At 69.2% G+C, this 17,151-nt stretch carries 18 protein-coding genes; 11 read left to right on the top strand and 7 right to left on the bottom strand.

The window, feature by feature from the left end:
• Positions 1–165: 165 nt before the first annotated feature.
• Entirely contained in the window at positions 166–1,101 is a 936-nt protein-coding gene (locus tag ACLJQZ_RS47065; RefSeq protein ID WP_410628101.1) for a hypothetical protein, read from the bottom strand.
• A 90-nt stretch (positions 1,102–1,191) separates the two neighbouring features.
• Positions 1,192–3,417, bottom strand: a complete 2,226-nt coding sequence (locus ACLJQZ_RS47060; RefSeq protein ID WP_410628099.1) for a (Fe-S)-binding protein — start codon at positions 3,415–3,417, stop codon at positions 1,192–1,194.
• A gap of 153 nt (positions 3,418–3,570) precedes the next feature.
• Between ACLJQZ_RS47060 and ACLJQZ_RS47055 the strand changes: the two genes are divergently transcribed.
• Genes ACLJQZ_RS47055 through ACLJQZ_RS47040 form a run of 4 tightly spaced genes read left to right on the top strand, consistent with a single transcriptional unit; the run spans position 3,571 to position 5,381 of the window.
• Positions 3,571–3,900 (top strand): DMT family transporter, encoded by a 330-nt coding sequence (locus ACLJQZ_RS47055; protein WP_247059377.1) that lies wholly within the window; start codon positions 3,571–3,573, stop codon positions 3,898–3,900.
• Entirely contained in the window at positions 3,897–4,457 is a 561-nt protein-coding gene (locus tag ACLJQZ_RS47050; protein WP_410628097.1) for a TetR/AcrR family transcriptional regulator, read from the top strand. Before ACLJQZ_RS47055 ends, ACLJQZ_RS47050 begins: the two co-directional genes overlap by 4 nt.
• 14 nt (positions 4,458–4,471) lie before the next feature.
• Positions 4,472–4,918 (top strand): cyanase, encoded by a 447-nt coding sequence (gene cynS / locus ACLJQZ_RS47045; RefSeq protein ID WP_410628096.1) that lies wholly within the window; start codon positions 4,472–4,474, stop codon positions 4,916–4,918.
• Between the two features lie 28 nt (positions 4,919–4,946).
• On the top strand, positions 4,947–5,381 hold the full coding sequence (locus ACLJQZ_RS47040) for a GNAT family N-acetyltransferase (protein ID WP_410628094.1): 435 nt from the start codon (positions 4,947–4,949) through the stop codon (positions 5,379–5,381).
• A gap of 57 nt (positions 5,382–5,438) precedes the next feature.
• Here the strand turns inward: ACLJQZ_RS47040 and ACLJQZ_RS47035 are convergent, their stop codons facing one another.
• Positions 5,439–5,978 carry a YbhB/YbcL family Raf kinase inhibitor-like protein gene (locus ACLJQZ_RS47035; RefSeq protein WP_410628093.1) on the bottom strand — a complete coding sequence of 180 codons (540 nt, stop codon included), beginning with the start codon at positions 5,976–5,978 and terminating at the stop codon, positions 5,439–5,441.
• 175 nt (positions 5,979–6,153) lie between these two features.
• Between ACLJQZ_RS47035 and ACLJQZ_RS47030 the strand changes: the two genes are divergently transcribed.
• From ACLJQZ_RS47030 to ACLJQZ_RS47000, 7 genes are all read left to right on the top strand, one after another.
• Positions 6,154–6,924, top strand: a complete 771-nt coding sequence (locus tag ACLJQZ_RS47030; protein ID WP_410628091.1) for a DUF4097 family beta strand repeat-containing protein — start codon at positions 6,154–6,156, stop codon at positions 6,922–6,924.
• A gap of 44 nt (positions 6,925–6,968) precedes the next feature.
• The gene (locus ACLJQZ_RS47025; RefSeq protein WP_410628089.1) at positions 6,969–7,202 is read left to right on the top strand and encodes a hypothetical protein; all 234 of its coding nucleotides are present in this window, start codon (positions 6,969–6,971) and stop codon (positions 7,200–7,202) included.
• Between the two features lie 67 nt (positions 7,203–7,269).
• Entirely contained in the window at positions 7,270–8,712 is a 1,443-nt protein-coding gene (locus ACLJQZ_RS47020) for an alpha/beta hydrolase (protein ID WP_410628087.1), read from the top strand.
• Positions 8,713–9,050: 338 nt separating this feature from the next.
• Positions 9,051–10,919, top strand: a complete 1,869-nt coding sequence (gene dnaK, locus ACLJQZ_RS47015; protein ID WP_326945262.1) for a molecular chaperone DnaK — start codon at positions 9,051–9,053, stop codon at positions 10,917–10,919.
• Positions 10,916–11,620: a nucleotide exchange factor GrpE gene (grpE, locus tag ACLJQZ_RS47010; RefSeq protein ID WP_410628086.1), complete on the top strand. Its 705-nt coding sequence runs from the start codon at positions 10,916–10,918 to the stop codon at positions 11,618–11,620. The genes dnaK and grpE overlap by 4 nt, the downstream gene beginning before the upstream one ends.
• Before the next feature lie 36 nt (positions 11,621–11,656).
• On the top strand, positions 11,657–12,838 hold the full coding sequence (dnaJ, locus tag ACLJQZ_RS47005; RefSeq protein ID WP_410628084.1) for a molecular chaperone DnaJ: 1,182 nt from the start codon (positions 11,657–11,659) through the stop codon (positions 12,836–12,838).
• Positions 12,839–12,843: 5 nt separating this feature from the next.
• Positions 12,844–13,269, top strand: a complete 426-nt coding sequence (locus tag ACLJQZ_RS47000; protein WP_247059360.1) for a heat shock protein transcriptional repressor HspR — start codon at positions 12,844–12,846, stop codon at positions 13,267–13,269.
• A gap of 79 nt (positions 13,270–13,348) precedes the next feature.
• Here the strand turns inward: ACLJQZ_RS47000 and ACLJQZ_RS46995 are convergent, their stop codons facing one another.
• The 4 genes from ACLJQZ_RS46995 to ACLJQZ_RS46980 form a co-directional block, all read right to left on the bottom strand.
• The gene (locus tag ACLJQZ_RS46995; protein WP_410628082.1) at positions 13,349–13,888 is read right to left on the bottom strand and encodes a DUF305 domain-containing protein; all 540 of its coding nucleotides are present in this window, start codon (positions 13,886–13,888) and stop codon (positions 13,349–13,351) included.
• On the bottom strand, positions 13,885–14,646 hold the full coding sequence (locus tag ACLJQZ_RS46990) for a lytic polysaccharide monooxygenase (protein ID WP_410628080.1): 762 nt from the start codon (positions 14,644–14,646) through the stop codon (positions 13,885–13,887). Before ACLJQZ_RS46990 ends, ACLJQZ_RS46995 begins: the two co-directional genes overlap by 4 nt.
• 147 nt (positions 14,647–14,793) lie before the next feature.
• Positions 14,794–15,498 carry a dienelactone hydrolase family protein gene (locus ACLJQZ_RS46985; protein ID WP_326956564.1) on the bottom strand — a complete coding sequence of 235 codons (705 nt, stop codon included), beginning with the start codon at positions 15,496–15,498 and terminating at the stop codon, positions 14,794–14,796.
• Positions 15,499–15,566: 68 nt separating this feature from the next.
• Positions 15,567–16,670: a globin domain-containing protein gene (locus ACLJQZ_RS46980; protein ID WP_410628079.1), complete on the bottom strand. Its 1,104-nt coding sequence runs from the start codon at positions 16,668–16,670 to the stop codon at positions 15,567–15,569.
• Positions 16,671–17,151 lie beyond the last annotated feature (481 nt).

Here is a 17,151-nt window from a genome sequence, read left to right as displayed (position 1 = left end):
CACGATCGTCAAAGGTGATCCCGGCGGCTGCGCCGACGTCGGGGAAAGGCCAGGATACGCCGGTTGTCCGGCGGACAGTCCAGGATTTGTCCTCGTCTTGCTCCGCCATTTCGGTGATTTTTGCGATCGCTATTGGGGTAATCGATTGCCTTGAGGAATTCCCAGCTAGTGGACCATGCGAACACTCACCTGGGTACGAACTCGGCGGGCGGTGACAACGAGTAGTGCCACGGACACGACAATCAGCGCGGACTGTTCGAATATCGCGGCGGGGCCGTGTTCGATCGCCGTTTTCAGTCCCAGCCAGCAATAAGTGAGGGTCGCGCCGGCGGCCAGCGGGAACGCGGGCGGCCGCAGCCGCACGACGGCGACGACGGTGGCCGCCTCGATCGCCAGCAGGAGCCCGGCGAGCAGCCACGGCAGGCTGTCCACCGACCGGAAGACCAGCTGGAACGCGGTGCTCGCGCCGAGGCCGAGCGCGAACGCGACCCACGGGCGTCCCGGCGTCAACGGCCACGCCGGCGCGCGGAACCGGAACGCGACGACGACCAGCGCGACGACGACCAGCGCCGCCCCGGCGAGCTGTGCGGGGTGCGCGATGAAGGGCGCGAAGGCGTAGGTGATGGCGAAGGTCGCGACGGCGCCGACCAGCAGAGACACGCTCCACAGGCTCAGGCCCACCTGCTTCAGCCACGGTTCGCGGCCGAAGAGCGCCTCGGCGATCGCGATCGGCGCGCCGATGCTCCACACGACGTGCAGCGTCAGCACGTAGAGCGTCCACGGGCCGCCGATGCCGAGCAGCGGCACGTGCCCGAACGACAGCAGGTCCTGGCCCAGGTAGTGCGGGTTGAACAGCGTCTGCGTCAGCAGGCCCTCTTCGAAGACGCCGAAGGCCAGCGCGAGGGTGAGGATGGTGGGCCAGCCGCGTCCGGCGCGTCGGGCGGCTTCGCGGATGAGCAGCGCGGCCGCGCCGTAGAAGGCGACGTAGAGCGCGAACATGCCGAGCTGCCGGCCCAGCTCAGGCGGACCGGCGAGGTACTGGTCGGCGAGCAGGAACTCGGCCGTGAACGGGGCGAGCAGCGCCAAGGTGAGTATTCGCATGCCCTCATCGTCGAGCGGCCGCGACGTCGGGACCCGGGCCAACGATCACGGCCCGGCCATGACATCCGTCGTGGCCGGGCCGTGCGCGCGTCAGGCTTCTTCGGACGTCTCCGCGAGCGACGGCGCCCCGAGGGCCACCGGCTTCGGCTCCGGCTTGCGCTTCACCGACTCAAGCAGCATCTGCGCGACGTCGACGATCTCGACCTTCTCACTCGCGCTGCCGTCGGCCTGCCGGGCCGTGAGGCCGTCGTTCAGCATGACCTTGCAGAACGGGCAGCCCGTCGCGATCTTCGACGGCGCGGTGCCGAGCGCCTCGTCGACGCGCTCGACGTTGATCCGCTTGCCGATCTTCTCTTCCATCCACATCCGCGCGCCGCCGGCGCCGCAGCACATCGACTTGTCGCCGTGCCGCGGCATCTCGCGCAGCTGGGCACCCGTCGCGCTGACCAGCTCGCGCGGCGCGTCGTAGACCTTGTTGTGGCGGCCGAGGTAACACGGGTCGTGGTAGGTGACGTCCTCGGCGACCGGCGCCACCGGCACCAGCTGCTTCTCCCGCACCAGGCGGTTCAGCAGCTGCGTGTGGTGCACGACGTCGAACTGGCCGCCCAGCTCCGGGTACTCGTTGGCGAGGGTGTTGAAGCAGTGCGCGCAGGTCACGACGACCTTGCGCGTCTTGCGCTCCCGGCCCTCGAACACCGAGTTCAGGATCTCGACGTTCTGCTGCGCCAGCATCTGGAAGAGGAACTCGTTGCCCGCACGACGGGCCGGGTCACCGGTGCAGGACTCCTCCGAGCCGAGCACCTTGTACTTGACGTCGGCCATGTGCAGCAGCTCGGCGACCGCCCGCGTCGTCTTCTTCGCGCGGTCCTCGAACGCGCCGGCGCAGCCGACCCAGAAGAGGTACTCGGCGTCGCCCATGTCGCCGTCGAACACCGGGACCTCGAAGTCCAGGTCCTCGGTCCAGGCCAGCCGGTCCTTGGCGTTCTGGCCCCACGGGTTGCCCTTGTTCTCCAGGTTCTTGAACATGCCGTTCAGCTCGCTGGGGAACGACGACTCGATCATCACCTGGTAGCGGCGCATGTCGACGATGTGGTCGACGTGCTCGATGTCCACCGGGCACTGCTCGACGCAGGCGCCGCAGCTGGTGCAGGACCAGAGGACGTCGGGGTCGATGACGCCGCCGTCGTCACCGATCAGGGCCTTCTGGGATTCGGCGATGGCGAGGACATCGATCCCGGCGTACATGTTGTCGCCGGACAAACCGACCTCGTCACCCGCCATGTCGCGCTTGCCGCCGGCCAGCAGGTACGGCGCCTTCGCGTAGGCGTGGTCACGCAGCTGCGTGATGAGCAGCTTCGGCGACAGCGGCTTGCCGGTGTTCCACGCGGGGCACTGCTCCTGGCAGCGGCCGCACTCGGTGCACGTCGAAAAGTCGAGCCAGCCCTTCCAGCTGAAGTCCTCGATCTTGCCGACGCCGAAGGTGTCCTCGTCCGGGTCGGCTTCCTCGAGGTCGAGGACCTTGCCGCCGCTCATCATCGGCTTGAGCGCGCCGAGGGCGACGCCGCCGTCCTGCTCGCGCTTGAAGTAGATGTTGAAGAACGCGCTGAAGCGGTGCCACGCGATGCCCATGGTCATCGTGCGGGCGACGACGATCAGCCAGACCGTGGCGCTCATCAGCTTGACGAACGCGAAGACCGTGACCAGGTTCGGGCTGGCCGGCAGCAGCTCGCCGAGCGGGTTGGAGACGAAGGCGGCCCAGGTCGGCGTCTCGTGCGCGCCCAGTGCGGCCTTGGCGGCGCGGACGCCGATGATCCCGATGCCCTCGATGAGGACGACGGCCTCGATGAAGTAGGCCCACTTGAAGTTGGAGCCCTGGAAGCGCGACTGGCGGTCGGCGCGGCGCGGGTGGTTGCGCTGGCGGATCGCCATCAGCACCAGGATGCCCACGATCGTGCCGAGCCCGAGCAGCTCCATGAGCAGCTGGAACGGCGGGAAGTCGTCGAGGACCGGCCAGCCCCAGGTCGGCACGAACACCTCGCCGTAGGCCTCGAACAGGGCGAGCGAGCCGAGCAGGAAGCCCCACATGACCAGCCAGTGGGCCGGCCCGACACTACGCTTCCGGTTCATCCGGGTGTGCGCCGCGAACTCCTTGACCAGCGTCATGAGACGCGGCATGAAGGGCCCGTTGCGGGTCGCGTCGGGTTGTCCGAGGCGGATGACCCGCACGAAGCGGGCGATCGTCGCGGCGAACATGCCCCAGGCGACGAGGCCGAGCAGGACGGAGAGCCCGCCGAGCGTCAGTTGCAGAGCGCCCATCTTTCGGGTGCCTTTCGTCCGGATGGATCAGTGGTGGTGCCGGGAGACTAACCTTCCTTACTGATGAGTAACCCGTTGAGTGGGGCTAAGTCCCACCGATGTGGTGTACGTCGCTCTTTGTTTTGGGACGATCGTTCAGGTAGTTTTCACCCTATGGGTGCGTACCTTCTCCTTGCGCTGGCGATCGCCGCCGAGGTCTCCGCGACGGTCTCCCTGAAGCTCTCCGAGGGCTTCTCGAAACTCGGCCCGTCGATCATCGTGGTGCTCGGGTACGCCGTCGCGTTCGTCGCGCTGTCGTACGTCCTGAAGAAGGGGCTGCCGATCGGCGTCGCGTACGCGATCTGGGCCGCCGCCGGCGTCGCGCTGGTCGCGCTCGTCGGCGTCGTGTTCCTCAAGGAACCGGTCAACGCGGCCATGATCGCCGGGCTGGCGCTGGTGATCGGCGGCGTGGTGCTGATCGAGATCGGGAGTGCGGCGTCGTGAAACTGCAGGTCGACGGCCGGAAGGTCCGAGGGGAGAAGCGGCGCGCGGAGATCATCGCGGCGACGCTGAGGGTGATCGAGCGGGACGGCGTCGCGGGCGTCACCCACCGCACGGTCGCGACGGAGGCCGGCGTCCCCACGACGTCCACGACGTACCACTTCTCGTCCCTGGACGACCTCCTGATCGCGACGCTCATCTCGTGCGCCCGCGACATGGCGACCGAGGTCTACTGGATGATCGACCGCGCCCGCGCGCGCGGCAGCCGCGGCGCCGACGAGGTGGCCGGCCTGCTGGCGGAGGCGTTGGGACCGCGCCGCGGCCGCACGATGGCGGAGTACGAGCTGTACCTGCTCGCGGCCCGCAAGCCCGAGCTGCGCCCGGCCGCGCGCCGCTGGCTGGACGTCCTGACGTCGATGGTCCGCCACGACGACGAGGTGTCGTTCCGGGTCTTCCTGGCCGGCATCGACGGGCTGCTGATCCAGGGCTTGATCGACGACGAGCCGCCGTCCGCGGACGAGCTTCGCCCGGTTGTCGCCTACCTGCTGAAACCCCGGTGATCTAGCGTCGGCGCATGACGACGAAGCAAGAAGCCGCAGAGGCCGTTCTGGCCGCGAAGGTCCGGCTCGGCCTCAGCTGGGCCCAGCTCGCCGAAACCCTGGACGCGCCGCTCGCCTGGACGACGTCCGCGCTGCTCGGCCAGCACCCGGTGCCTTTGGAACTGGCCGCGAAGGCCGCGCAGGTCCTGGAGCTCGACGCCGATGCCGAAGCCGCGTTGCGCCTGCAGCCGACGCGCGGCGCGCTCGACGACGTGGTGCCCACCGACCCGACGATCTACCGCTTCTACGAGGTACTGCAGGTCTACGGGCCCACGATCAAGGAGCTCATCCACGAGCAGTTCGGCGACGGGATCATGAGCGCGATCAACTTCAAGCTCGACGTCTCGCGCCGGGAGGACCCGGGCGGCGAGCGCGTGGTCGTCACCATGGACGGCAAGTTCCTGAAATATCAGTGGGGCTGAGCTGCCCGTCTTGGGTAGCTTGCCGATCATGCGGACATTCGGCGACTACGAACTCGACGACGACCGGGCGCGGCTGGACCTCGATGTGGTGTGGAAGTTCCTCTCCACCGAGGCGTACTGGGGCCGCTGGCGCACCCGCGCGCAGATCGAGGCGGCCGTCGAAGGCTCGTGGCGGGTCGTCGGCGCCTACCGCGGCGGCGAGCTGGTCGGCTTCGCCCGGGCGTTCTCCGACGGCGTCTCGTCGGCGTACCTGGCCGACGTGTTCGTAGTGGACTCCGCGCGCGGAACCGGCGTCGGCAAGGAGATCGTCCGCGAGATGATCGACAACGGTCCGGGTGCGGGCTTCCGCTGGATGCTGCACACCGCCGACGCGCACGGGCTGTACCGGCAGTTCGGCTTCGGTGAGCACACGAAGGGCCGCTACCTGGAGCGCGAGGGCGTCAACGCGGAGTCGTTGCGCTGAAAGGCTTCGGCCGGGGCGGGACCGGGGTGTCGTTGCCGATACCCCGATCCGGCGCCGTCAGCCCTTGTTCTCGTAGACCGGTGTGAGCACGGCGCGGGCCAGCGTGTGGCCGAACATGTTGAAGCCGAGGAACGCCGGCGTCGAGTCTTCGCCGATCTCGAGCTTGTCGACGTCGAGCGCGTGCACCGCGAAGTAGTAGCGGTGCGGGCCGTGTCCGGGCGGGGGCGCCGCGCCGAGGTACTGCTTGACGCCGCCGTCGCCCTTGAGCGTCACCGCGCCGTCGGGCAGGCCGGAGCCGTCGCCCGCGCCCGCGCCCGAAGCCAGCTCCGTCACCGTCGCCGGGAGGTTGAACGCGGCCCAGTGCCAGAAGCCGCTGCCGGTGGGCGCGTCCGGGTCGTAGCAGGTCACGACGAAGCTCTTGGTCTCCGCCGGGAAGCCCTCCCACGCCAGGTGCGGCGAGCGGTCCTCGCCGCCGGCGCCGAAGATGCCGGACAAGTGGGGCGTCGCCAGCGTTTCGCCGTCGGCGACGTCGTTGCTGCGGAGGGTGAAGGACGGCACGTCGGGCAGGGATTCGTACGGGCCGGGTTGCTGCGGCATGGATCCTCCTGATCACGGAACTGGAGACGTCCGCCAGGTTAGGCCCCGGAGCGCGACCCCGCGTGTCAGGGACGGATCTCAGGGTTCTTCGGGGGGTTACCCCCATGTACTGGGTGGTGCCACGGTCCTAACGTTTTCCTGGCAGAGGGAAACTTCACTGAGGGGACCAAAGACCATGGCGCGCCCGCTTCTGGCTCTGGGTGGCATCGCACTGATCGGCGTCGGCCTGGCGACCGCGTTCGGCTGGGGCTGGGGATCGGACTTCCAGAACGACAACACGCTTTCGCAGACGATCCGCAGCGTGAAGCTGGAAGGCGACTCGGGCGGGGTGAAGATCCGCACCGGCACCGGGCCGTCGACCGTGCACCAGGAGATCAACTACCACTGGCGCGGCAACCCGGGCGACACCTTCTACCGCGTCGACGGCGACCAGCTCGTGCTCGGCGACTGCGGGAACAACTGCTCGGTCGACTTCGAGGTCGTCGTGCCGGCCGGCGTGCCGGTCACCGGCAAGGTCGACTCGGGTGGCCTGGACATCGCCGGCGTGGCGAGCGTCGACGTCGAAGCCGACTCCGGGAGCGCGCGCGTCGAAGACGTCTCCGGCGCGGTGAAGCTCCACCTCAGCAGCGGGTCCATCGACCTGCACGATGTCGGCGCGGTGACGGTGCAGAGCGATTCCGGCAGCGTGACCGGCGACGGCGTGCGCGGCCCGGTCGACGTCGGCGCCGACAGCGGCCGCGTCGAGTTCACGCTGGCGCAGGCGAACGACGTCAAGGTGCACGCCGACAGCGGCAGCATCGAGCTGACCGTGCCGGGCGGCCCGTACCGCGTCCAGGGCGACAGCGACAGCGGGCACCGCGAGATCGACGTCCCGACCGACGGGTCCGCCGCGCACACGCTCGACCTCAACACCGACAGCGGCAGCGTCACGGTCCGCGCGGCCTGACACTTCTCTTACACCGACTTTTCTTACACACGGGGGAAATTCCGATGGGCAAGATCGAACAGCGCGTGCTGGCGGCCGCGCTGCTGGGGGCCGTCGCGATGTTCGGCGTCGTGGGTTTCACGCGCGGCGAGAACGCCGAGACGCCGGCGCAGGGGGTGCCGGTCACGGTCGATTCCCACTATCGGGTGACTTCGTGGGACGGCACCGCGGCGGAAACCGTTGCGCTGCAAGGAACTCCGGATTTCTTCTTCTCCACCTGGACCGGCCGCCGCTCCTGAATTGTCGGGGGCCGCTGTTAGGAAGGGGGCACGCCGAAAGCCGGCGTGCAGGGGGAGGAACCAGATCATGGACATGCGCCGGGTCGTCGCGTTCGTCGCGGCGGTCGTGGTCCTGGTGGCGGTGCCGGCCGTCGCGGAGGCAGCCGTCCTGCCGTGGCACCCGTGTGCCACCCAGCAAGAACCGGCCGCCGAATGCTCGGCGGTCGACGTGCCGATAGACCGCACGCGACCAAGCCTGGGTTCGGCGCGGCTCGCGCTGGCCCGGCTGCCGGCGCTCGATCCGGCCCACCGGATCGGCTCGCTGCTGGTGAACCCCGGCGGGCCGGGCGGCTCCGGTGTCGGGTTCGTGCAGTACGGCGGGCTGGCGTCGCCGGACCTCGCGCGGTTGCGCGAGCGGTACGACATCGTCGGCTTCGACCCGCGCGGCGACTGGTTCAGCACGCCGCGGATCACCTGTGACCCGGTCACGCTGTACGACCCGGCGCTGGACCGGTTCCCGGCGACCGGGCCGGGGTTCGACGCGTTGGTGGCGCACAACCGCGCGGCGGGCCGGGACTGCCTGGCCCGCACCGGGCCGCTGCTGGCGAACGCCGACACGCAAAGCGCGGCCGAGGACATCGAGACGATCCGGGCCGCACTCGGCGAAGCGAAGATCTCGTGGCTCGGCCTCTCGTACGGCACCGAGCTGGGCGCGGTCTACGCGTCGAAGCACCCGGACCGGGTGGGCTCGATGGTGCTCGACGGCGCCATCGACCACGCCCGGCCGCTGCGCCGGGCGATCCTTGAGGAGGCCGCGGCCACCGAGGACGCGCTGGTCCGGTTCGCGGACTGGTGCCGCGGCTCGGCGGACTGCGCGCTGCGGGGCCGGGACGTCCTGCGCTTCTACGACGACGTCGTGGCCCGGGCGGGCAGCGGTGCCGTCTGGTCGAGCGAGCTGGGGCGGTCCGCGACGGCCGACGAGATCTCGGCGGGCGTCTACAACCACCTCTACATCCGCGAGGAGTGGCCCGCGCTGGGCCGGGCGCTGGCCGCGGCCGGCGGGGAGTTCCCCGACGCCAAGGGCCTGACCGAGCGGAACCAGTTCCGCTCCCCGATCTACGGGGCCTACCGGGCGATCGGCTGCCACGACTTCCCGTCGCCGTTCACCGGCCCCGCGGACATGGGGCTGATGGCCGGGTTGCTCCGCATCGCGGCACCGCACAGCTGGCGGTACTCCGAGTACTGGGACTTCACGAGCGGCTGCACCGGCTGGCCGGTCCCGGCCAAGAACCCGCCACAGCCCCACCCGGTGCACGGCGCCCCGCCGATCCTGGTGGTCGGCGGCGCCCACGACCCGGCGACGCCGCTGCCCTGGGCTCGCGGCCTGGCGGCGAGCATCGACGGCGCGGTACTGCTGACCCGGACCGACGACGGCCACACGGGGCTGTTCAACTCCGCGTGCGCCCGCGCGGCCGAGGTGGACTACCTGCTGAGCGGCCGCCCGCCGGCGCAGGGAACGGTCTGCCGGTGAGCACGCTGTGCTCGGCCGGCCCCGCGTCGGCCGAGGTACCGGGCCGGCCGTTCGGCGGGCGCGCACCGTGCCCAGCCGAAGGTCCGTTCAGGCCTTCCCATCCCAGGTGGACTCCCTGGTGAGCGGCCTCACACCCCCTCGGGACCAGGTCTGTCGCCGACTCCGGGAACAAGAACCCCGGACCGCTCGTTAGCCACCATGTAAGGTTGAGCGCAGTCGACTCAAGTCCGACTTGACGAGTCGCGCGAAGACCCGATACAACTTGCCAGTACCTCGCTTAAGGCGAGGACGAATTTGCAGGTCACGAACCATAGCAGGCATACACAGGAGGAAGCACCATGGCGCGAGCGGTCGGCATCGACCTCGGCACGACCAACTCGGTCGTCGCCGTCCTGGAGGGCGGCGAGCCGACGGTCATCGCCAACTCGGAAGGCTCCCGGACCACCCCGTCGATCGTCGCCTTCGCCAAGAACGGCGAAGTGCTGACCGGTCAGCCGGCGAAGAACCAGGCGGTCACGAACGTCGACCGGACCATCCGGTCCGTGAAGCGGCACGTCGGTACCGACTGGAAGACCGAGATCGACGGCAAGAACTACACGTCGCAGGAGATCAGCGCGCGAGTGCTGATGAAGCTGAAGCGCGACGCCGAGGCGTACCTGGGCGAGACGATCACCGACGCGGTGATCACCGTCCCGGCGTACTTCGAGGACGCGCAGCGGCAGGCCACCAAGGAAGCCGGCCAGATCGCCGGCCTGAACGTGCTCCGCATCGTCAACGAGCCGACCGCCGCCGCGCTGGCGTACGGCCTGGACAAGGGCGAGAAGGAACAGACCATCCTGGTCTTCGACCTCGGTGGCGGCACGTTCGACGTCTCGCTGCTGGAGATCGGCGAGGGCGTCGTCGAGGTCCGCGCGACCTCCGGTGACAACCACCTCGGTGGCGACGACTGGGACGAGCGCATCGTCAAGTGGCTGGTCGACAAGTTCAAGGCCACGAACGGCATCGACCTCACCAAGGACAAGATGGCGCTGCAGCGCATCCGTGAGGCTTCCGAGAAGGCGAAGATCGAGCTGTCCAGCTCGAACTCGGCCGGCATCAACCTGCCCTACATCACGGTCGACGCCGACAAGAACCCGCTGTTCCTCGACGAGCAGCTCTCCCGCGCCGAGTTCCAGAAGATCACCTCGGACCTGCTCGAGCGCACCCGCAACCCGTTCAACAACGTGATCCGCGACGCCGGCATCGCCGTCGGCGACATCGACCACGTCGTGCTCGTGGGTGGTTCCACCCGCATGCCGGCCGTGTCGGACCTGGTCAAGGAGCTGACCGGCGGCCGCGAGCCGAACAAGGGCGTGAACCCGGACGAGGTCGTCGCGGTCGGCGCGGCGTTGCAGGCCGGTGTGCTCAAGGGTGAGGTCAAGGACGTCCTGCTGCTGGACGTGACCCCGCTGTCGCTGGGCATCGAGACCAAGGGTGGCGTGTTCACCAAGCTCATCGAGCGCAACACCACGATCCCGACCAAGCGCTCGGAGATCTTCTCCACCGCGGACGACAACCAGCCGTCGGTGCAGATCCAGGTGTTCCAGGGTGAGCGCGAGATCGCGGCGCACAACAAGAAGCTCGGCATGTTCGAGCTGACCGGTCTCCCGCCGGCCCCGCGTGGCGTGCCGCAGATCGAGGTCACCTTCGACATCGACGCGAACGGCATCGTGCACGTCCTGGCGAAGGACCTGGGCACGAACAAGGAGCAGTCGATGACGATCACCGGTGGCTCCGCGCTGCCGAAGGACGACATCGAGCGGATGGTCAAGGACGCCGAGGCGCACGCCGAGGAGGACAAGACCCGTCGCGAAGAGGCCGAGACCCGCAACCAGGCGGAGACGCTGGTCTACCAGACCGAGAAGTTCCTCAAGGACAACGACGACAAGCTGCCCGAGGACCTCAAGGGCAAGGTCAAGTCCGCGATCGACGAGTCGAACGAAGCCCTGAAGGGCACCGACTCGGCGAAGATCCGCGAGTCGATCGAGAAGCTGAACACCGCTTCGCAGGAACTGGGCACCGCCCTGTACGCCAACGCGAACGCCGACGCCGCGGCCGGTGCGGCCGGAGCTTCGGGTGCGGCCGGTGACACCGGCGCGGCCGGTGCTCAGGACAAGGCCGACGACGTGGTGGACGCCGAGATCGTCGAAGAGGACGAGAAGAAGTGACCCACAGCTACGACGAATCCGAGAACCAGGGCCGCGGCCCCGAGGAGCCGGTGGTCGTGCGTGATCGACGTCGCGTGGACCCGCAGACCGGGCAGGTTCGCCCGCCCGGTCCGGCCCACGCGGCGCCGGAGCCCGAGGCGCCCGTGGAACACGCGGGCCCCTCGCTCGGCGAGTCCATCATGGACGATTCGGTGGCCGTGGTCTCCGACGTCGAGAAGGAGCTCTCCGAGCGCACCGCCGACCTCCAGCGGCTGCAGGCGGAGTACGCCAACTACCGCAAGCGCGTCGAGCGTGACCGCGAGGCGGTCGTGATCGGCGCGAAGGCGACGGTGGTCAACGACCTGCTGCCGCTGCTCGACGACCTCGAGCGGGCCGACCAGCACGGTGACCTCACTGGCGCGTTCAAGGCCGTCGGCGACAAGCTGATCAGCGGTCTGCAGCGCGCGGGGCTCGAGTCGTTCGGCACCGAGGGCGAGCCCTTCGACCCGAGCGTGCACGAGGCCGTGCAGCACAACACCTCGCCGGACGTGGCGGGCCCGACGGTCACCGTGGTCATGCGCCGCGGCTACCGCTTCGGCGACCGCGTGCTGCGGGCGGCGCTGGTCGGCGTGACCGACCACGAGCCCGGGGCGGCCCCGGTGGACCCGCCGGTCGGTGGCGAGCTGCCGCTCGACGGCGGACTCGATGAGCAGCAGCAGTAAGCAGTATCCGGTTCCAGCGGAAGGAGGAGGCGCCCGATGAGTGCTCGGGAATGGATCGGTAAGGACTTCTACCGGGAACTGGGCGTCTCCTCCGACGCCACGGCGGACGAGATCAAGAAGGCCTACCGCAAGCTGGCCAAGGAGAACCACCCGGACGCGAACGCCGGCAACGCGCAGGCGGAGCAGAAGTTCAAGTCGGTCTCCGAGGCCTACGGTGTGCTCTCCGACGCGAGCAAGCGCAAGGAGTACGACGAGGCGCGGCGCCTGTTCGGCGGCTCGGGTGGTGGTGGGTTCAACTTCCCCACCGGCGGCGGTTCCGGCGGCTTCGACATGGGCGACATCTTCGGCCAGGCCGGCGCGGGTGCGGGCCAGCAGGGCGGGATGGGCGGGCTCGGCGACATCCTCGGCGGGCTGTTCGGCCGCGGCCGGTCGTCTGCGGGCGCGACGGCGAACCGGCCGCAGCGCGGTGCCGACGTCGAGACGGACGTCCGGATCGACTTCACCGAAGCGGTCAAGGGCGCGACCCTGCCGCTGCGGCTGTCGAGCCCGGCGACCTGTTCGACGTGCGGCGGCAACGGCGCGAAGCCGGGCACGTCGCCGCGGACCTGCCCGACCTGCAGTGGGTCGGGCCTGGTCAGCCGGAGCCAGGGCGCGTTCGCGTTCTCGGAGCCGTGCCGCGACTGCCGCGGCCGCGGGCAGATCATCGACGACCCGTGCCCCGAGTGCGGCGGCGAAGGCATCAGCACGCGGACCCGCACGCTGACCGTCCGGATCCCGCCGGGCGTCGACGACGACCAGCGCATCCGGCTGGCCGGTCAGGGCGAGCCGGGCCGGGGTGGCGCGCAGGCGGGTGATCTGTACGTCCGGGTGCACGTGGCTCCGCACGCGTTGTTCGGGCGCAAGGGACTCGACCTGACGATCGCGGTGCCGGTGGACTTCACCGAGCTCACGCTCGGCACCACGATCACGGTGCCGACCCTCGAGGGCAAGGTCTCGCTCAAGGTGCCGCCGGGCACGGCCAGCGGGCGGGTGCTGCGTGTGCGCGGCAAGGGCATCGCGAAGCGCGACGGTGCGCAAGGTGACCTGCTCGTCACCCTGCAAGCGGCGATTCCCGCCAAACTGGACGACAAGGCGCGCGAGGCTCTGCAGTCGTACGCCGAGGCGATGGCCGGGCACGACCCCCGGCCGGAGATCACTGAGCTGCTCGAAGGCAGGTGAGTGGGATGTTCGGCGGGATTCCCCCGGAGGGGGACGAAGAGACCCCGGTGTTCGTCATCTCGGTGGCGGCCCAGCTGGCGGGGATGCACGCGCAGACGTTGCGCACCTACGACCGGCAGGGCCTGGTGTCGCCGGGCCGCACCTCCGGTGGCGGGCGCCGCTACTCGATGCGGGACATCGCGCTGCTGCGCGAGGTCCAGCGGCTGTCGCAGGAAGACGGCGTGAACCTGGCCGGCATCAAGCGCATCATCGAGCTGGAGAACCAGGTCGACGCGCTGCGGGCGAGGCTGTCGGAGATCACCGAGGAACTGGCCGCGGCGTACGCCGCCGGGGAGCAGGCCGCGGCGGCGGCGCACGCTTCCTACCGCCGGGACCTGGTCCCGATGAACCAGCAGACCGCGATGGTGGTCTGGCGCCCCAAGCGCCGTTAGCTCGCAAGGTCCGTGAAGGCCTCCTTACCGGCTCTTAAAGCCGGTAAGGAGGCCTTCACGGCTTTCAAGCCCGGGCGCGTCAGGGCTTGAAGCTCAGCAGCTGCTTCACCTCGGCGCTGCGCGACTCGATGACGCGGCGGGCCAGGTCGCGGGCCTGGGCGTTGACGCCGCCGCTCGTGCCGTTCTCCGTCTGGGCCAGCTCGACGGCTCCTTGCTGCTGACCCGTCAGGACATCCAGGAACTTGCGGCCGAACTCCGTGTCCGGTGCGGTCTTCAGCGCGCCCACCAGGTCCGGGGCGGTCATCTTCATGCCGCCGTGGCCGGCGTGGACCGCCGGGTTCATATCCATCGTCTCGGGCTGGTTCCAGCTGCTCAGCCAGCTCTTCATGTCGTTGATCTCGGTCTGCTGCGTCGACTCGATCGCCGCCGCCAGGACCTTCAGATCCGCGGGCAGCTGCCGCGTCTGCGCCAGGCGGGCGATCTCGATGCCCTGCTGGTTCTGGGGGATCAGCATCTGCAGGAACATCACGTCGGCCGCGTTGTACGCCGGGGCGGCCGCCGTCGCGCCGCTGCCGCATCCGGCCAGCAGCAGTGCGACGGCGACCAGCAGGAACCTCACTGGCGCTGCCAGAGGGCCGGGGTGTTCGGCGGCTCCCAGCCCGCGATCGCCGTGTGCGGCTGGAGGCAGCGGTAGCTCGCGCCGCCGTACGTGACGACGTCACCGGCCTTGTACGCCGTGCCCGCGGCCCACGTTCCGCCGGCCGGCGGGGTCGTCGTCGGGGGCGGGGTCGTGGTGGGCGGCGGGGTCGTGGTCGGCGGCGGCGTGGTGGTGGGCGGCGGGGTCGTCGTGCCGCCACCACCGATCTGGAGGTCGACGCAGCTGTAGAACGCGTTGGACGTGTCGGAGATGTTCCAGATGGCCAGCACCTTCACCCGGCCTGAATAGCCGGCGAGGTTCACCGTGTGCGACAGCGTCGCCGGCGGCTGCTGGTTGTTGCCGGGGAACGTCGCGACGCGGGTGTTGCCGATGTAGTAGTCGTAGCTCGACGTGGCGTGCCGGGCGGTGAACACCCAGTTGAACGTCACCGTCGTGCCGACGGACTTGGCCGGCCACGGCTTCGACTCGTCGGCCAGCTCGGCGAACTGGGACAGCCCGCCGTTGCAGCTGCGCAGGCCCTTCGGGCCCTCGACGCTCTGGGGTTCGTAGACGATCTGCCCGCAGTTCGGCACCTTCCCCGCCGCGCAGTTGGCCTGCCTGCTGGGTGGGTCGGAGATGTAACCGTGGGCACTGGCTGAGGCGGCAGGGAGGACGACCACCAGCACCGGCGCGAGGATCGCACCGGCGGCGGCCGCCAAGAACTTGCGCTTCAAGGTCATTTTCGGCTCCTCGAAGGGGGAACGACGTCGTTCCGGAGGGAGGGCGAACGAGCACATCCGCGGGAGATGTGGTCTAGACCATAAGTTGATTCGGGCACAACGGTCAACGAACTACCGCCATTCGGCGGTTTTCCTGCTCCGGTCGGCTCAGCGCGAAGGTCGGTCCAGGTGTTCACCGAAGAAGTCCGTCACCCGGCGCCACGCGTCCTCGGACGCTTCGTGGTGGTAGGTGAAGCCGACGACCTTGAGCAGCAGGTTCAGCGGCGCCGCGACGTCGATCTTGTTGGCGAACCCGTGGCTGGCGCCCGGGTACTCCTTGACGTCGTGCGGGACTTCACGCTCGGTGAGCGCCGTCTCGAGTTTCGCGGCCGCGCCGCGCAGGCCGAAGTCCTTCTGGCCGAAGCTCGCGACGATCGGGCAGGCGTCGTCCAGCACGGACAGGTTCTTCGGCAGCTGGCCGTAGTAGGGCGCGGACGCCTGGAAGCCGCGTGACGCCGCCACGAGCGCGAAGCCGCCGCCCATGCAGAACCCGGCGATGCCGATCCGGCCGCTGCAGTCCGGGCGCGCGGCCAGCAGTGCGCGGGACGCCTCGATGTCGTCGAACGCCTGGCCCCGGTTCGCGAACATGTCCGAGAACACGCGCCGCACGCACCGGCGCATGCCGCCGCGCGAGTACAGGTCGGGGCTGAGGGCCAAGAAGCCCTCGCCGGCGAAGCGGTCGGTGATGTTCCGGGTGTCCTGGCTCAGCCCGAACGCGTCGTGGATGAGCACCACGCCCGGGTGCGGCCCCGCTCCCTCGGGTTCCGCCAGGTAACCGCCGATGCCGCCCGAAACCGGAATAGTCGTCTCCATATCGGCGACGATAGCTGAGGATCGGGTCGGCGCGCCCGTCTCGGATCGCACCATTTCGGGCAAGCGAGTCAGTCGAGGGTGAACGGGTCATACGATATTCGTTCCAGATCGACGCCCTTGGTCAGCAGTTTCGCAATGGTTGCCTGGATCATCTGCGGGGATCCGGAAACGAGCACGTCGTGATTCTTCCACGTGCCGCGCTGGGTCACGGCGTGGGCGAGCGTGCCGCGGTCGCCGCCGGACAATGCGCCCTCTTCGGTAACCGGGGTTACCGTAAGCCACTTCGACGTAGCACTCAGCCGTCGCAAATCTTCCAGCGCGTAAAGATCTTCCGGTCTGCGGCCGCCGAAGAACAGGTGCACCGGCGGGTTCCGCTTCCACCGCTGGAGGTCGTCGAGGATGGCGAGCAACGGCGTGAGCCCGGTGCCGCCGGCGATCATCAGCAGCCGTTTCTTCGTGGTGCTCGGCCGTACGCTCAGCGCGCCCATCGACGGCCCGAGCCGCCAGACGTCACCCTGCTTGGTGTGGTTGACGATGGCGCCGCTGACCCAGCCGCCCGGCACGGTCCGCACGTGGAAGGTGAGCTGGCCGTCGCCGCGGGGCGCGTTCGCCGGCGAGAGGTACCGCCACAACCGCGGTCGTTGCGGCACCTCCACGCTGACGTAACCGCCGGCGCGGTACGGGAGCAGGCCTTCGGTCTGCACCTTGACCAGCGCGACGTCGCGGGTGAGCTTCCGGTGTTCGAGCACGGTCGCCGACCACGACGCCGGCCCGGTCTCGGCCTGGGCGGCCTCGCGCATGGTCTTGGCGATGATCCCGTACGCCGTGGACCACGCGGACTCCACTTCGGGCGTCCACTTGTCCTTGAGGAACCGCTTCAGCGCCGCGAGCAGGGCGATCCCGACGGCGTCGTAGTGGCGCGCGACGACCGCGAACTTGCGGTGGTCGCGGCCCAGCTGGCCGAGGAAGGTGACGAGCTCGTCCGGCCGGTCGACCATCTGCACGACGTACACCAGCGCGCGCAGCAGCCTGCTGCGCTGGGTCGTCATGGAGATCGGGAACAGGTCACGGCAATCGGGCGCGACCACGAACAACGCACCGTAGAAGTACTGCGCGAGTTCGTCGGCTTTCGCCTCGACCACCGCAAAACTTTCCCGGATCAGCCGGGCCATCTCTCGGCCCTCTCCAGCCGAAACGGGAACGGGGGTGGACACGGGCAGGGTGGGGATCTTCACGGATTCAGCAGTCATCGGGAACGGTTTTCTCCAGTCGTGCATGGCTTTGTGGCGCCGTCCACGCGGCACAGCTGTAGCGGTACCGCCCCCGAGGGTTCCCGACTGTAGGCGCATTCCCGTGCAGATGCGCGTGATTCCGCGCGGTCCCCTCGAACGGAGCAATTTCGCCACGCGCGGTCAACCCCGCCTGGCACTGCGTAAAAACGATCACCCGGATGGATTCACGAAAACCCGTAACAATTGCCGAAGTGCGCCCGACTCATTCATCGGACGGGTGCGTCACCATTCTCGGGCGACTAGTGTGTCGCGTCGTAAATTCGTGAGTTAAGTGGGTAGTATGGGGATATGTCGAGAACCGGGCGTCCGAAGGCTGAGCTGGTGTTGGCTGATGTCGAGCGTGAGCAGTTGATTCGCTGGT

It is taken from the genome of Amycolatopsis sp. cmx-8-4 (genome assembly GCF_046548675.1).
Classification (GTDB): Bacteria; Actinomycetota; Actinomycetes; order Mycobacteriales; family Pseudonocardiaceae; genus Amycolatopsis.
This window is presented reverse-complemented; position numbering and strand designations above follow the sequence as displayed.

What these genes read in the sequence shown, in the direction of transcription:
- ACLJQZ_RS46980 (WP_410628079.1), bottom strand. Translation starts at nt 16,670, where the DNA reads ATGGCCCGGCTGATCCGGGAAAGTTTTGCGGTGGTCGAGGCGAAAGCC.
- ACLJQZ_RS46985 (WP_326956564.1), bottom strand. Translation starts at nt 15,498, where the DNA reads ATGGAGACGACTATTCCGGTTTCGGGCGGCATCGGCGGTTACCTGGCG.
- dnaJ (WP_410628084.1), top strand. Translation starts at nt 11,657, where the DNA reads ATGAGTGCTCGGGAATGGATCGGTAAGGACTTCTACCGGGAACTGGGC.
- ACLJQZ_RS47065 (WP_410628101.1), bottom strand. Translation starts at nt 1,101, where the DNA reads ATGCGAATACTCACCTTGGCGCTGCTCGCCCCGTTCACGGCCGAGTTC.
- ACLJQZ_RS47055 (WP_247059377.1), top strand. Translation starts at nt 3,571, where the DNA reads ATGGGTGCGTACCTTCTCCTTGCGCTGGCGATCGCCGCCGAGGTCTCC.
- dnaK (WP_326945262.1), top strand. Translation starts at nt 9,051, where the DNA reads ATGGCGCGAGCGGTCGGCATCGACCTCGGCACGACCAACTCGGTCGTC.
- ACLJQZ_RS47030 (WP_410628091.1), top strand. Translation starts at nt 6,154, where the DNA reads ATGGCGCGCCCGCTTCTGGCTCTGGGTGGCATCGCACTGATCGGCGTC.
- cynS (WP_410628096.1), top strand. Translation starts at nt 4,472, where the DNA reads ATGACGACGAAGCAAGAAGCCGCAGAGGCCGTTCTGGCCGCGAAGGTC.
- ACLJQZ_RS47025 (WP_410628089.1), top strand. Translation starts at nt 6,969, where the DNA reads ATGGGCAAGATCGAACAGCGCGTGCTGGCGGCCGCGCTGCTGGGGGCC.
- ACLJQZ_RS47035 (WP_410628093.1), bottom strand. Translation starts at nt 5,978, where the DNA reads ATGCCGCAGCAACCCGGCCCGTACGAATCCCTGCCCGACGTGCCGTCC.
- ACLJQZ_RS47060 (WP_410628099.1), bottom strand. Translation starts at nt 3,417, where the DNA reads ATGGGCGCTCTGCAACTGACGCTCGGCGGGCTCTCCGTCCTGCTCGGC.
- ACLJQZ_RS46990 (WP_410628080.1), bottom strand. Translation starts at nt 14,646, where the DNA reads ATGACCTTGAAGCGCAAGTTCTTGGCGGCCGCCGCCGGTGCGATCCTC.
- ACLJQZ_RS47000 (WP_247059360.1), top strand. Translation starts at nt 12,844, where the DNA reads ATGTTCGGCGGGATTCCCCCGGAGGGGGACGAAGAGACCCCGGTGTTC.
- ACLJQZ_RS47040 (WP_410628094.1), top strand. Translation starts at nt 4,947, where the DNA reads ATGCGGACATTCGGCGACTACGAACTCGACGACGACCGGGCGCGGCTG.
- ACLJQZ_RS47020 (WP_410628087.1), top strand. Translation starts at nt 7,270, where the DNA reads ATGGACATGCGCCGGGTCGTCGCGTTCGTCGCGGCGGTCGTGGTCCTG.